This window comes from Janthinobacterium sp. BHSEK (assembly GCF_056174685.1).
Genome location: NZ_JBWBYV010000029.1, coordinates 19,005 through 32,342, shown reverse-complemented (window position 1 = coordinate 32,342; position 13,338 = coordinate 19,005). Strand labels below are relative to the sequence as shown.

12 protein-coding genes are annotated in these 13,338 nt (G+C 62.9%); 1 reads left to right on the top strand and 11 read right to left on the bottom strand.

Going from position 1 to position 13,338, the window contains the following annotated elements; translation table 11 throughout:
- Positions 1-42 precede the first annotated feature (42 nt).
- The 5 genes from secF to queA all read right to left on the bottom strand — a co-directional run bounded on the left by secF (position 43) and on the right by queA (position 5,845).
- On the bottom strand, positions 43-1,065 hold the full coding sequence (gene secF, locus AC0V2Y_RS11010) for a protein translocase subunit SecF (RefSeq protein WP_070220687.1): 1,023 nt from the start codon (positions 1,063-1,065) through the stop codon (positions 43-45).
- 90 nt (positions 1,066-1,155) lie between these two features.
- Positions 1,156-3,021, bottom strand: a complete 1,866-nt coding sequence (gene secD / locus AC0V2Y_RS11005; protein ID WP_475414191.1) for a protein translocase subunit SecD — start codon at positions 3,019-3,021, stop codon at positions 1,156-1,158.
- A gap of 97 nt (positions 3,022-3,118) precedes the next feature.
- A complete protein-coding gene (gene yajC, locus AC0V2Y_RS11000; protein ID WP_298403037.1) occupies positions 3,119-3,451 on the bottom strand; it encodes a preprotein translocase subunit YajC in 333 nt (110 codons plus the stop codon).
- 196 nt (positions 3,452-3,647) lie between these two features.
- Positions 3,648-4,787 (bottom strand): tRNA guanosine(34) transglycosylase Tgt, encoded by a 1,140-nt coding sequence (gene tgt, locus AC0V2Y_RS10995; protein ID WP_035822848.1) that lies wholly within the window; start codon positions 4,785-4,787, stop codon positions 3,648-3,650.
- Between the two features lie 2 nt (positions 4,788-4,789).
- Positions 4,790-5,845, bottom strand: coding sequence for a tRNA preQ1(34) S-adenosylmethionine ribosyltransferase-isomerase QueA (gene queA / locus AC0V2Y_RS10990; RefSeq protein ID WP_475414192.1), 1,056 nt, complete (start codon positions 5,843-5,845; stop codon positions 4,790-4,792).
- Between the two features lie 176 nt (positions 5,846-6,021).
- Here queA and recG point away from each other — a divergent pair, with 176 nt between their 5' ends.
- Positions 6,022-8,124 carry an ATP-dependent DNA helicase RecG gene (recG, locus tag AC0V2Y_RS10985; protein WP_475414193.1) on the top strand — a complete coding sequence of 701 codons (2,103 nt, stop codon included), beginning with the start codon at positions 6,022-6,024 and terminating at the stop codon, positions 8,122-8,124.
- 293 nt (positions 8,125-8,417) lie between these two features.
- Here recG and AC0V2Y_RS10980 read toward each other — a convergent pair whose 3' ends face one another.
- The 6 genes from AC0V2Y_RS10980 to pyrC all read right to left on the bottom strand — a co-directional run bounded on the left by AC0V2Y_RS10980 (position 8,418) and on the right by pyrC (position 13,222).
- Positions 8,418-8,744, bottom strand: coding sequence for an REP-associated tyrosine transposase (locus AC0V2Y_RS10980; protein ID WP_475414194.1), 327 nt, complete (start codon positions 8,742-8,744; stop codon positions 8,418-8,420).
- 259 nt (positions 8,745-9,003) lie between these two features.
- Complete coding sequence (locus AC0V2Y_RS10975; RefSeq protein WP_255206293.1) at positions 9,004-9,129, bottom strand: hypothetical protein; 126 nt, start codon at positions 9,127-9,129, stop codon at positions 9,004-9,006.
- The gene (locus tag AC0V2Y_RS10970; protein ID WP_475414195.1) at positions 9,129-10,343 is read right to left on the bottom strand and encodes an MFS transporter; all 1,215 of its coding nucleotides are present in this window, start codon (positions 10,341-10,343) and stop codon (positions 9,129-9,131) included. Before AC0V2Y_RS10970 ends, AC0V2Y_RS10975 begins: the two co-directional genes overlap by 1 nt.
- Before the next feature lie 11 nt (positions 10,344-10,354).
- A complete protein-coding gene (locus AC0V2Y_RS10965; RefSeq protein ID WP_475414196.1) occupies positions 10,355-11,344 on the bottom strand; it encodes a Gfo/Idh/MocA family protein in 990 nt (329 codons plus the stop codon).
- Between the two features lie 3 nt (positions 11,345-11,347).
- Positions 11,348-12,163, bottom strand: a complete 816-nt coding sequence (locus AC0V2Y_RS10960; protein WP_475414197.1) for a DUF3025 domain-containing protein — start codon at positions 12,161-12,163, stop codon at positions 11,348-11,350.
- A gap of 6 nt (positions 12,164-12,169) precedes the next feature.
- The gene (gene pyrC, locus AC0V2Y_RS10955; RefSeq protein ID WP_475414198.1) at positions 12,170-13,222 is read right to left on the bottom strand and encodes a dihydroorotase; all 1,053 of its coding nucleotides are present in this window, start codon (positions 13,220-13,222) and stop codon (positions 12,170-12,172) included.
- Between the last annotated feature and the right edge of the window lie 116 nt (positions 13,223-13,338).

Genomic DNA, 13,338 nt, shown 5'->3' with positions numbered 1-13,338 from the left:
AAACGGTGATCGTTCCTCATTCGACCTGCAAAAAACCTGCGCTTACACCACGGCGCCGTCGGTTTCGTCTTTTTCCTTGATCGGCTTGATCAAGTCTTCGCGCTTGACGCCCAGCCACATGGCGATCGAGGCCGCGACGAACACGGACGAGTAGATACCGAAGCAGATACCGATGGTCAGCGCCAGTGCAAAGTGGTGCAGGGTCTGGCCGCCGAAGACCAGCATCGACAGCACCATCATCTGGGTCGAGCCGTGGGTGATGATGGTACGCGAAATGGTGCTGGTGATCGCGTTGTCGATCACTTCATGCACGGAAGCCTTGCGCTGCTTGCGGAAGTTTTCGCGGATACGGTCAAAGATCACCACCGATTCGTTGACGGAATAACCGAGCACCGCCAGGATCGCCGCCAGCACCGTCAGCGAGAATTCCCATTCGAAGAAAGCGAAGAAGCCCAGGATGATCACCACGTCATGCAAGTTGGCGATAATGGCCGAGACAGCGTATTTCCATTCGAAGCGGATGGCCAGGTAGATCATCACGCCGATAATCACCACCACCAGCGCGTTCAAGCCGTTCTGCGCCAGTTCCTCGCCCACTTGCGGGCCGACGAATTCAACCTTCTGCAGTACCACCGCCTCATTGCCGGCGGTGTCCATGCAGGCGCTCTTGAGCACATGTTCGCCCTTGGCGGTGACGGTGTCGATGGCCTTGGTCGTGCCCTGCTCGGCCTTGCACAGCGATTCGAACACGCGCTGCGAGGTGTTCGCGGCGCTGACGCCATTTTCCACCGGCAGGCGGATCATCACGTCGCGCGCCGTATCGAAGCTGGTCACGCCCGGCTCTTCATAGCCCATGGCGATGAGGGTGCCGCGTATGCCTTCAAGATTGGCCGCCTTGGGGTATTTCACCTCCATCAGGGTACCGCCCTTGAATTCGACGGACAGGTGCAAGCCCTTGTGCACCAGGAAGAAGACGGCGGCAAGGAAGGTCACGGCCGAAATCACGTTGAAAATCAACGCATGGCGCATGAAGGGAATATCTTTTTTGATCCGGAAAAATTCCATGAAATCCTCTGAGTTCTATTCTGTGCGTCCGGCGGCTGGGCCACCGGACGCGATCGCTGTTGACGCTATTGGGTGAGTCGGGGCCGTCGCTTATTTGCTGGCGCCCGGCACCCACACCGTGCCGATCGACAAGGTCGTCAGCTTTTTCTTGCGGCCATACCAGAGGTTGACCACGCCACGCGACACGAACACGGAGGAGAACATCGAGGTCAGGATACCCAGGCAATGCACGACGGCGAAGCCGCGCACGGGGCCGCTGCCGAAGGCCAGCAGCGCCAGGCCGACGATCAGGGTGGTCACGTTCGAGTCCAGAATCGTGGCCCAGGCACGGTCGAAGCCGGCGGCGATCGCCGCTTGCGGCGTATTGCCCGCACGCAGCTCTTCACGGATACGTTCATTGATCAGCACGTTGGCGTCAATCGCCATGCCCAGCGCCAGCGCGATAGCGGCGATACCTGGCAAGGTCAAGGTCACCTGAATCATCGACAGCAAGCCGACCAGCAACAGCAGGTTGGTGGCCAGGGCCAGCACGCTGAAGGCGCCGAACAGCATGTAGTAGGCGATCATGAAGATGGCGATGGCGATGAAACCGTACAAGGTCGAGTGGAAGCCCTTGGCGATGTTTTCCGCGCCCAGCTGCGGTCCGATCGTGCGTTCTTCGATGACGGTCATCGGTGCGGACAGGGCGCCCGAGCGCAGCAGCAGCGCCAGTTCATTCGCGTTTTCCGCGCCGCCCATGCCGGTGATCTGGAAGCGCGAACCGAGTTCCTGCTGGATGGTCGCGACCGACAGCACTTCCGGCTTGCCCTTTTCAAACAGCACGATGGCCATGCGCTTGCCCACGCGTTCGCGCGTCGCTTCGCGCATCTTGCGTCCGCCGTCGCCGTTCAGGTCGATCGACACGGCCGCTTGCTGGTTCTGGTCGAAGCTGGCCGTGGCGCTGGAGATATAGTCGCCCGTCAGGATCACGTCTTTCGCCAGCACGACAGGCACGCCCTTGCCGACGGTGAACAATTCCGAGTTGAACGGAATAGCGCTCGACAGTTCGGTGCCGGGCACGATGCTTTCGTCGACCAGGCGCACTTCCAGCGTCGCCGTGCGGCCGATGATGGCTTTCGCGCGGGCCACGTCCTGCACGCCAGGCAGTTGCACCACGATGCGGTCGGGACCTTGCTGCTGGATCAGCGGTTCGGCCACGCCCAGCTCGTTGACGCGCTTGGAGAGGGTGGAGATATTCTGTTTCACGCCTTCGTCGATGGTCGCCTTCAGGGCCGCCGGCTTCAGGGTGATATTCAGTTTCAGGTCGCTGCCTTCGCCCGCATCGGCAAACGCCAGTTCCGTCATCTGGTCGGACAGGACATTCTTTGCCTTCAGGCGCGTTTCCGCGTCGCGGAAGTTGATCTGCACGCTGTCGCCCACGCGCTCGATGCCCGCATGGCGGATATTCTTGTCGCGCAACACGCTACGCGCGGCGGACTGGACGCCCTGGACTTTCTTGTTCAGTACGGCTTTCGCATCGACCTGCATCAGGAAGTGCACGCCGCCGCGCAAGTCCAGGCCCAGGAACATGGGCAAGGCATGCAATTTTTGCATCCACATCGGCGTATTGGCTTGCAGGTTGACCGTCACGATGTACGCGGGGTCGCTGGCATCGGGATTCAGGTCCTTTTCCAGCACCAGTTTCGCCTTGAACTGGGTATCGGGATCGGCGAACCGCACGCGCACGGAGGCGAGGTTGCCGGCGCCATCCATGGTGACACCTTCCGACTTGACGTTCTCTTTCGTCAATATTTGCTCGACTTGCGTCATCAGCTCGCCCGTCACTTTGACGGTCGACTTGCCGCTGGTTACTTGCAGCGCCGGTGACTCACCGAAATAGTTGGGCGCCGTATAGAGTGCGCCCAGCAATAAGGCGACGACGATGATGATGTATTTCCAGGCAGGATAGCGATTCATAGTGATTCAGCGTTCAGTGTTGAGCGTCGGAGGCGTCGCGAGGGGCGGCCGATAGCCGCCCCGGGTCTATCATTGCCGAGGCAATGACAGCGAGAAATTACAGTGCCTTCAGGGTGCCTTTAGGCAGCAAGGTGGTAATGGCACTCTTTTGCACCGTGATTTCGGTGCCGGTCGCCACTTCGATGGTGACGTAAGCGTCCACTACCTTGACAACACGGCCCAGCATGCCGCCGGCGGTGACGACTTCGTCACCCTTGGCCAGCGCGTCCATCATCGCCCGTTGTTCTTTGGCGCGTTTTTGCTGTGGACGGATCATCAGGAAATACATGACCACGAACATCAATACCAGCGGCAGGAAGCTGGTCAGGTTGCCGCCGAGGCCCAGGGCGTCGGTTGGGGCTTGCGCATAAGCGTTGGAAATGAAAAACACGGTGACTCCAGTTCTAATCAGTTTGAAAAAATAGCGCTGTATTCTAGCATTGGCTATACGTCATAACCCGAATTGCAGGCATGGCAACTTTAAGTGGGGCTAAAAAGGCATTATGCAATGCTTTATCGCCCCCGTCCAAGCACCAATACACAAAACTTCCGGCCCTGCTGCCGCCAGGGCGCAAGCTAAGCTTTTCTTAAGTTCCGCGTGCCCGTTCCGCATGGAATTGCAGCGTAAACGCGTGGAAACGGTCTTCATCGAGCGCCTCGCGCATCTGGCGCATCAGGTCCAGGTAGTAATGCAGGTTGTGGATGGTGTTCAGGCGCGCGCCGAGGATTTCCTTGGAGCGGTGCAGATGGTGCAGGTAGGCGCGCGAGAAGTTGCGGCAGGCGTAGCAACTGCACGTCTCGTCGAGCGGCGCCTGGTCTTCCTTGTACTTGGCGTTCTTGATCTTGATGTCGCCGAAACGGGTGAACAGCCAGCCATTGCGGGCGTTACGCGTCGGCATGACGCAATCGAACATGTCGATGCCGTTCGATACGCCCGCCACCAGGTCTTCCGGCGTACCCACGCCCATCAGGTAATGCGGCTTGTTGGCCGGCAGGCGCGGGCCCACGTGGGCCAGCATGCGCATCATGTCCTCCTTCGGCTCGCCGACGGACAGGCCGCCGATGGCGATGCCGGGGAAGTCGATCTCTTCGAGCTTGGCCAGCGACTCGTCGCGCAGCATTTCGAACATGCCGCCCTGCACGATGCCGAACAGCGCATTCGGGTTCTCGCCGCGGTGAAACTCGTCCTTCGAGCGCTGCGCCCAGCGTAAGGACATGCGCATCGACTTGGCCGCTTCCTCGATGGTGGCCGGGCGGCCCTGGATCTCGTACGGCGTGCATTCGTCGAACTGCATGACGATGTCGGAATTCAAGACGCGCTGCACCTGCATCGACACTTCCGGCGAGAGAAACAGTTTATCGCCGTTGATGGGCGAATTGAAATGCACGCCCTCTTCCGTGATCTTGCGCATGGCGCCCAGCGAAAACACCTGGAATCCGCCCGAGTCCGTCAGGATCGGCTTGTTCCAGCCCATGAAACCGTGCAAGCCGCCGAATTTTTCCATGACCGTGTTGCCTGGACGCAACCACAGGTGAAACGTGTTGCCCAGGATGATCTGTGCATCGATCTCGTTGAGTTCCAGCGGCGACATGGCTTTGACGGAACCGTAAGTGCCCACTGGCATGAAGATCGGCGTCTGCACGACACCATGGTTGAGTTTCAAGGTGCCGCGGCGTGCCTTGGTCAGGCCGCTCGTGTCGGTCTTGAGTAGTTTAAATTCCAGCATGGTCAGTCTTTCACGGGAGTATCAAGGTTCAGCGCAGCGCGCGATTGCGTGGTCAGCAGCATCGCATCGCCATAGCTGAAGAAACGGTAGTTCTGCGCGATCGCATGCGCGTAGGCGTTGCGGATCGGCTCATAGCCGGCGAAGGCCGACACCAGCATCAGCAGGGTCGACTTCGGCAAATGGAAGTTGGTGATCAGGCGCGTCACCGTTTTAAAGGCGTAGCCGGGCGTGATGAACAGGGCCGTATCGGCGCTGCCCGCCACCAGCCGGCCGCTTTGCGAGGCCGATTCCAGCGCGCGCAGGCTGGTCGTGCCGACGGCCACCACGTCGCGCCCGGCCTGCTGCGCGGCGCGCACGGCGTCGACGGTTTCCTGCGGCATGGTGTACCACTCGGTATGCATCTTGTGTTCGGCCAGCACTTCCGTGCGCACGGGCTGGAAGGTGCCGGCGCCCACGTGCAGGGTCACATAGGCAAAGTTGACGCCCTTGGCCTTCAACTGATCGAGCAGGGCCTGGTCGAAATGCAGGCCGGCCGTCGGCGCGGCGACGGCGCCGGGCACCTTGTTGAAGACCGTCTGGTAGCGCGTTTCGTCAAATTCGTCCGCATCGTGCTCAATGTAGGGCGGCAGCGGCAAGCGGCCATGCGCCTCGATCAACTCGAACACGTCGGCCTCGAAGTGCAAGGTAAAGAATTCGCCGGCGCGCTGGCCCACCGTCACGTCGAAGGCGTCGGCCAGGCGGATGCGGCAGCCGGGCGGCGGCGACTTCGACGCACGCACCTGGGCCAGCACGGTGCGGTCGTCGAGCACGCGCTCGACCAGCGCCTCGATCTTGCCGCCGCTTTCCTTGACGCCGAAGAAGCGCGCCTTGAGCACGCGCGTATCGTTCATTACCAGCAGGTCGCCCGCCTGCAACAGCCCGACGATATCGGCAAAGCTGCGGTCAACCAGGGCGTCGCCGTCCAGGTGCAACAGGCGCGAGGCGCTGCGCTCGGCCAACGGAGTTTGCGCAATGTTTTCTTGCGGCAAATTAAAATCGAAATCGGAAAGCGAATACATGCGTTTTGCTTCAAAAGTACGTCAAAAATGATTAGGAGTGCGCAATGGAACATCTGGCACTATACTGTGCGCCTATACAGGCATTACAATAATCCGCCGCAACACAACGACTGCGGTACGCACAGGGTGTGCCGGACAACCCTCTATTTTACGCTAGCGGCACAAAAATCTCCGATATGTCCGAACCCAAGCCCGATCTTCCTCCCACAGCCAAGCCGGTCGCCAAGCCGAAGGTCGCCAAAAAAGTGGTCAGCACGGAAAGCCGCCTGGCCAAACTGGGCTTGCGCACGGATATGGACCTGGTGCTGCACCTGCCGATGCGCTACGAGGATGAAACCAAGGTCTACACGATACGCGACGCCTGCCTGCGCGGCGGCGAGTCGTGGCAAGTGGAAGGTGTCGTCACCAAGTGCGAAGTCAATTTCAAGCCGCGCAAGCAATTACTGGTGACGATCGCCGACGAAACGGGCAATTTGCTGCTGCGCTTCATGAATTTCTACGGCAGCCAGGTCAAGCAGCTGGCCGAAGGCACGCGGGTGCGCGCGCGCGCCGAACTCAAACACGGCTTTTTCGGCGCCGAGATGGTCCACCCGACGTACAAGGTGGTCAACGAGGGCGCGCCGCTGCCCACGGCCCTCACGCCCGTGTATCCGTCCGGCGAAGGCCTGTCGCAGCACGTGCTGCGGCGCGAAATCGCCGACGCCATGCGCCGCATCGACTGGCGGGATACATTACCCGATGATCTGCTGCGCGGGATGCAGCTGTCGCCGTTCCGCGCCGCCGTGCACCTGCTGCACTATCCGCCGCAGGACATCGATGAAAGCGCGCTGATGGACCGCTCGCACCCGGCCTGGGTGCGCATGAAGTTCGATGAACTGCTGGCGCAGCAGCTGTCGCTCAAACGCGCCCAGCGCGCGCGCCGCTCGAAAGGCGCGGCCTCGCTGCCCATCGTCGGCACCTTGTCGAACGCCTTCGGCGCCGCCCTGCCCTTCAAGCTGACGGGCGCGCAGGCGCGCGTGCTCGAGGAAATCCGCGCCGACCTGCGCCAGCCATATCCGATGCAGCGCTTGCTGCAGGGCGACGTCGGCAGCGGCAAGACGGTGGTGGCGGCGCTGTCCGCCACGCAGGCGATCGACAGCGGCTACCAGGCCGCGCTGATGGCGCCCACGGAGATTCTGGCGGAGCAGCACTTCCGCAAGATCGCCGCCTGGATGGAGCCGCTGGGCGTGAAGGTGGCCTGGCTGACGGGCAGCCTGAAGAAAAAGGAAAAGACGGCGGCGCTGGCCCTGATCGAATCGGGCGAAGCGCAGCTGGTGATCGGCACGCATGCGCTGATCCAGGATAACGTGCTGTTTGCGAAACTGGGCCTGGTGATCGTCGACGAGCAGCACCGCTTCGGCGTGGGCCAGCGCCTGACCCTGCGCAACAAGGGCGACAGCGCGGCCGTGCCGCACCAGCTGATGATGTCGGCCACGCCGATCCCGCGCACCCTGGCCATGACGTATTACGCCGACCTGGAAGTGTCGGTGATCGACGAGCTGCCGCCCGGCCGCAGCCCCATCGTCACGCGCGCCATCGACCAGAACCGGCGCGACGAAGTCATCGCCCGCGTGTATGCGGCCGCGCTGGAAGGCCGGCAGGTGTACTGGGTCTGCCCGCTGATCGAGGAATCGGAAGCGCTGCAGCTGCAGACGGCCACCGACACCTACATGATGCTGGCCGAAGCCCTGCCCGCGCTGCAGGTGGGCCTCGTGCACGGCCGCCTGAAACCGGCGGAAAAACAGGAAGTGATGGACGCTTTCATCGCCGGCCATATCCACGTGCTGGTGGCCACCACCGTCATCGAGGTGGGCGTCGACGTGCCGAACGCTTCGCTGATGGTGATCGAGCATGCCGAGCGTTTCGGCCTGTCGCAGCTGCACCAGCTGCGCGGCCGCGTGGGCCGCGGCTCGGCGGCCAGCGTCTGCCTGCTGCTGTACCAGGGCCCGCTGGGCGGCGTGGCGCGCCAGCGCTTGATGACCATGCGCGAAACGACGGACGGTTTTGAAATTGCCCGGCGCGACCTGGAAATCCGCGGTCCAGGGGAATTCCTCGGCGCGCGCCAGTCCGGCCAGGCCATGCTGCGCTTCGCCGACCTGGAAACGGACCAATGGCTGGTCGATCAGGCCCGCGACGTGGCGCACGATCTGCTGCACGCTTCCACGGCGGCGGCCGCAGCCACCGTGGAAGCGCACCTGGCGCGCTGGCTGGGTGGAAAAGAAGAGTTTTTGAAGGTGTAAAGCCGGTATTGCTTTCAGGTGCTGTCGGATTACGCGCTGCGCGCTAATCCGACCTACGCGAAAAGACACCGCAATAGGTCGGGTAGGTCGGATTAGCGTAGCGTAATCCGACAACATTGTTGACTAATGTCACTCCCGCCCAACACCTGTCATGTCTACGACATCACCGCCCCAATCCTCCGCACACAAGCCGTGCTTTACATACCGGTGAAAACTGGAATACGGCCAATCGATGACTTTACTCGCCAAGCCATGCTTGACGGGGTTGTAATGGATGTAATCGACATGCTTTATCAAGTCGCGCTCGTCGCGTAGCACATGCTCCAGTAGCGATGCTGCCAAACGTCTTTCAATCCTGCATGCTTGCTGAACCACGTCTTGATCAAGCGCCAGCGCGTCATGAAATCGGCATCGTCTTCAGGCAAGGTCCAGATGCAATGCAGGTGATCGGGCAAGATGACGATGGCGTCGATAGCGAATGGCCGCTTCTGGCGCACGGCGCGGAAAGCGTCCCTGAGCAAAGCCACGGCAGTTTCCGAAGTAAAGACGGGCCGGCGGTGTGCCGTCACCACCGTGAAGAAAAAGCTGCCGCCTGGCTGGAATGCGCGTCGATATCGCATGGTTTCGGGTGTTGTCGGATTACGGCCTGCGGCCTAAACGCTATCGGTATTGCTTATTTCCGGGTGTTGTCGGATTACGGCCTGCGGCCTAAACGCTATCGGTATTGCTTATTTCCGGGTGTTGTCGGATTACGGCCTGCGGCCTAATCCGACCTACGTGTAAAGACACCGCAATAGGTCGGGTAGGTCGGATTAGCGTAGTGTAATCCGACTTCCAGCGTAATCCGACTTTTGGCAATCGGCCTTGCGCCCGCGCAGCCTACATGCACATCCAGAAGCGGTTCGCCAGGTCGAGCATGAAGTCGGGCCGCAGATAGGCGAGGAAGACGAGAGCCAGCAGCGCGGCGCCGGCCAGGCGCCACAGCCATGTGCGCCAGCTGGCCATTACGCGGCCACCGCCGTGCGCTTGACGGCGCGCTCGTCGATGGGCAGGTTGATCAGCGCGGCCAGCAAGCCCAGGCCGATGGTGATCATCCACACGATGTGGTAACTACCCTGGTGCTCGTACAGATAGCCGCCCAGCCACGCACCGAGGAAACTGCCCACCTGGTGCGAGAAGAACACCATCCCGGCCAGCATCGACAGGTGCTTGACGCCAAAGATGCCGGCGATGATGCCGTTCGTCAGCGGCACGGTCGACAGCCACAGCACACCCATGCCGGCGGCGAACAGATACACGGACCACGCCGACAATGGCGCCAGCAGGAACACGGTGATGACCACGGCACGCGTCACGTAGATGGCCGACAGCAGGTAGCGCTTGGCGATCTTGCCACCCAGTTTGCCCGCATAGTAGGAACCGACGATGTTGAACAGGCCGATCAGGGCCAGCGCCGTGACGGCGATGTTCGGGTTCATCAGGCCCTGGTCCTTCAAATAGGCCGGCAAGTGCACGCCGATGAAGACCAGCTGGAAGCCGCAGACAAAATAGCCCGCCAGCAGCAGCCAGAACGAACGGCTGGCGATGGCTTCGCTGAAGGCGGCGCCCACGCTTTGCTGCGGGCCGCTGGCGTGCGAGACGGGCGGCTCGCGCAGGTAGAAGGCCATCGGGATCATGGCCAGCAGCACCAGCGCGGCCAGCACGTAAAAGGCGTTTTGCCAGCCCACGGCGGAGATCAGCTGCTGCTCGACCGGCATCATCAGGAACTGGCCGAACGAGCCGGCCGCCGACGAGATGCCGAAGGCCCACGAGCGCTGCTCGGGCGGCGCGCTGCGGCCGATGATGCCGCTGATGGCGCCAAAGGCCGTGCAGGCCAGCGCCAGGCCGATGAAGATGCCCGAGCCGACGATGAACAGGGTGGGCTGCGTCACCAGCGCCATCCACACGAGGCCCGCCATGTAGCTGATGGCGCCGACGATGACGACGCGCATGGTGCCGAAACGGTCGGCCGCCATGCCGGCGAACGGCCCGAAGACGCCCCACATCAGGTTTTGCATGGCCAGCGCCAGCGAATACGTTTCGCGCGTCCAGCCGTTCGCTTGCGAGATCGGCTGCATCCAGAAGCCCAGGCCGTGGCGCACGCCCATCGCCAGGGTCAGGACGACGCCGCTGGCGATGAGGACGGTCTTCAGGCTGGGACGGGATGCGTGCAATGTCATGGGGTTCCTGTTCACGCCTGGTCGGCTTGGTAGACGAGGCCGATCTGGCCGCGCATGGTGTCAAGGTTGCGCATCAGCGCCACGCTGTCGGCGTGCGGCATGACGGGGCTTTCCAGCAGGCCGGCGCGGATGCAGCGCATCGCTTCGATGGCCTCGTGCGCGTAGCCATTGCCCAGGTGCGGCGCGGCGACGACGCGGCGTGCACCATCCATCATTTCGACGATCAGCTGATCGGGCTTGTAAAAACGGTTGGGCAGGCGGATGCGCCCCAGGCTGCCGGAAATCGTCATTTCCGTCGGCGTCTGCGCGCGCAGGCTGCAGGCGCAGGACGAGGTGCCGCCGCCCGCGTGCAGCAAGGAAAACACCACCTGTTCGTCGACACCGGTGGCGCCCATCTCGGCCAGCGCCTGCACGGCCGATACCGGGCCGAGGAAGAAGGCCGCCATCGACAGCGGATAGATGCCCACGTCGAGCAGCGCGCCGCCGCCGAGTTCGGGATTGAACATGCGGTGCTCGGGCGGGAAATGGGCGACAAAGCCGATATCGGCCTGCACCTGCCGCAGCACGCCGATCTCGCCGCTGGCGATGATGCGCTGCGCTTCCTGCACGGCGGGCAGGAAACGGCTCCACATCGCTTCCATCAGAAACAGCTTTTTCTCGCGCGCCATATCGACCACGGCCTGCGCCTCGCGCGCGTTCATGGTGAACGGCTTTTCGCACACGACGTGCTTGCCGGCGGCCAGGCACATCAGGGCATTTTCCGCATGCAGGGTGTGCGGCGTGGCGATGTAGATCACGTCCACGCCAGGATCGTCAGCCAGCGCCTGGTAGGAGCCGTGGCAACGCTCGATGCCGAATTCGGCGCCGAAGGCTTGCGCGCCGGCGGCGCTGCGCGAGGCGACGGCCGCCAGCTGCGCTCCAGGCGCGTCGCGCAAGCCATTGGCCATCGCGCGGGCGATCTTGCCGGTGCCGAGGATGCCCCAGCGGACGGTATGCTCCATGCTCTACTCTCTTTCTGCGCCAGCTGCCTTGCGCTTCGGGCGGAACACCGCCGCGTCATTGTAAAAATCGTCGTCCTGGCCTTCGCACCAGCCGGGTAAACCGAGCACCGGCAGCGGCGTGAAGTCCGCCGTGGTGAGGCCTTGCTGCGCCAGGTCCTGCGCCACCCGCTCGTCGAGCCAGGCGCGGCGTGCCGCGTCGTCGAGCGCAAAGTAAGCGTCGCCGGCAAAGATCACGCGCGTGTGCGCCGTGATGGCCTTGCGCGGCGCCACCAGTTTTTCCATCAGTGCGTGGCCGAACAGCCAGACTTCGGCGTCGCCGCCCGCGCCAAATTTCTCGCGCTGCGCGATGAACGCGCTGCGCCAGTCGTGTCCGCGCAAGGCCGCTTCCAGCGCGCGCCCCGCATCGCTGTCGCGCAGCACCAGCAAGGCGGAATTTTCATCGAAAATCGTCGCGCCGTCGCGCGCCGGGCCGCGCGATTTGCCCACGCCGGACAGGGCGATCTGCGCCGCCTGCAGCGCATTCAATTGCCGCTTGATGCGCGGGAAGGTGAGCCACACGAGCGCGTTGAAAAAATCGTGCAGATTGTCGCGCGTGGGCACGCCGCCCGTGGCGCCGATGAACTCCTCGTAGGCCACGCCTTCGGGCAGGTCCGCTTGCGGCACGAAGGCCAGCGGCAAGCCGGACGGATTGCGCAAGTCCAGCGCCCGCGCCCGTCCGTTCAGCGCCGCGATCACCGTGTCGCGCTGCAGGTCCAGCTGCCGTCGCGCCGGCAGCACCGTGGCAAACCAGGGGCGGGTCCAGTCTATCGATGGCAGCATGAATGCTTAGACCATTTTCCAGTTGATCTGTTCGCCCGCGTTAAGCGGAATCACGTGGCTGTCGCCCAGCGGCAGCGAGGCCGGCAAGGTCCAGCTTTCGCGACGCAAGGTGATGGTGTCCGTGTTGCGCGGCACGCCGTAGAAGGCCGGGCCGTGGAAGCTGGCGAACGCTTCCAGTTTATCGAGCGCGCCGGCGCGCTCGAACGCTTCCGCATACATTTCCATCGCGTGCAGGGCCGTGTAGCAACCGGCGCAGCCGCAGGCCATTTCCTTGGCGCCTTGCGCGTGCGGCGCAGAATCGGTGCCGAGGAAGAAGCGCTCGTCTCCGCTGGCGGCGGCCGTCATCAGGGCCAAACGGTGCTCTTCGCGCTTGAGGATGGGCAGGCAGTAGTAATGGGGGCGGATGCCGCCCTTGAAAATCTCGTTGCGGTTGTACAGCAGATGGTGCGCGGTGATGGTGGCGGCGATCGGGCCTTCCGCTTCGGCCACATACTGCGCCGCATCCTTGGTGGTGATGTGCTCGAACACCACGGACAGGGCCGGGAAGGCGCTGCGCAGCGGACGCATCACGCGCTCGATGAAGACGGCTTCGCGGTCGAAAATGTCGATTTCCGGGTCCGTCACTTCGCCGTGCACGAGGAAGGGCATGCCCACTTCCTGCATCACTTCCAGCACCTTGTAGCAATTCTTCAGATCCGTCACGCCCAGGTCGGAATTCGTCGTGGCGCCGGCCGGATAGAGTTTCACGGCTTGCACGATGCCGCTATCCTGCGCGCGGCGGATTTCATCGGGCGAGGTGTTGTTCGTCAGGTACAGCACCATCAGCGGATCGAAATTCACGCCTTCCGGCACGGCGGCCAGGATGCGCTCGCGGTAGGCGCTGGCATCGGCCGTGGTGGTGACGGGCGGTTTCAGGTTCGGCATGACGATGGCGCGGCCGAACTGGCGCGCGCTGTGCGGCAGCACGCTGGCCATGACGGCACCGTCGCGCAGGTGCAAATGCCAGTCGTCTGGACGGGTGATGGTGATGGAATCTGGGGTGTGATCGGGTGTGGACATGGCGGCTGCTCTCAGGCGGTCATTACGGATAGCGCCATTTTACCAGCCGCAGGACCGTCCCGCCGGCCGGGAGAGCCCGCGCATGCTGGCTGGCAGACGGCAAAACGGCCGGTATC

Coding starts and splice junctions, on each gene's coding strand:
- secF (WP_070220687.1), bottom strand. CDS start 1,065: ATGGAATTTTTCCGGATCAAAAAAGATATTCCCTTCATGCGCCATGCG.
- secD (WP_475414191.1), bottom strand. CDS start 3,021: ATGAATCGCTATCCTGCCTGGAAATACATCATCATCGTCGTCGCCTTA.
- tgt (WP_035822848.1), bottom strand. CDS start 4,787: ATGCTGGAATTTAAACTACTCAAGACCGACACGAGCGGCCTGACCAAG.
- queA (WP_475414192.1), bottom strand. CDS start 5,845: ATGTATTCGCTTTCCGATTTCGATTTTAATTTGCCGCAAGAAAACATT.
- recG (WP_475414193.1), top strand. CDS start 6,022: ATGTCCGAACCCAAGCCCGATCTTCCTCCCACAGCCAAGCCGGTCGCC.
- AC0V2Y_RS10980 (WP_475414194.1), bottom strand. CDS start 8,744: ATGCGATATCGACGCGCATTCCAGCCAGGCGGCAGCTTTTTCTTCACG.
- AC0V2Y_RS10975 (WP_255206293.1), bottom strand. CDS start 9,129: ATGGCCAGCTGGCGCACATGGCTGTGGCGCCTGGCCGGCGCCGCGCTG.
- AC0V2Y_RS10970 (WP_475414195.1), bottom strand. CDS start 10,343: ATGACATTGCACGCATCCCGTCCCAGCCTGAAGACCGTCCTCATCGCC.
- AC0V2Y_RS10965 (WP_475414196.1), bottom strand. CDS start 11,344: ATGGAGCATACCGTCCGCTGGGGCATCCTCGGCACCGGCAAGATCGCC.
- AC0V2Y_RS10960 (WP_475414197.1), bottom strand. CDS start 12,163: ATGCTGCCATCGATAGACTGGACCCGCCCCTGGTTTGCCACGGTGCTG.
- pyrC (WP_475414198.1), bottom strand. CDS start 13,222: ATGTCCACACCCGATCACACCCCAGATTCCATCACCATCACCCGTCCA.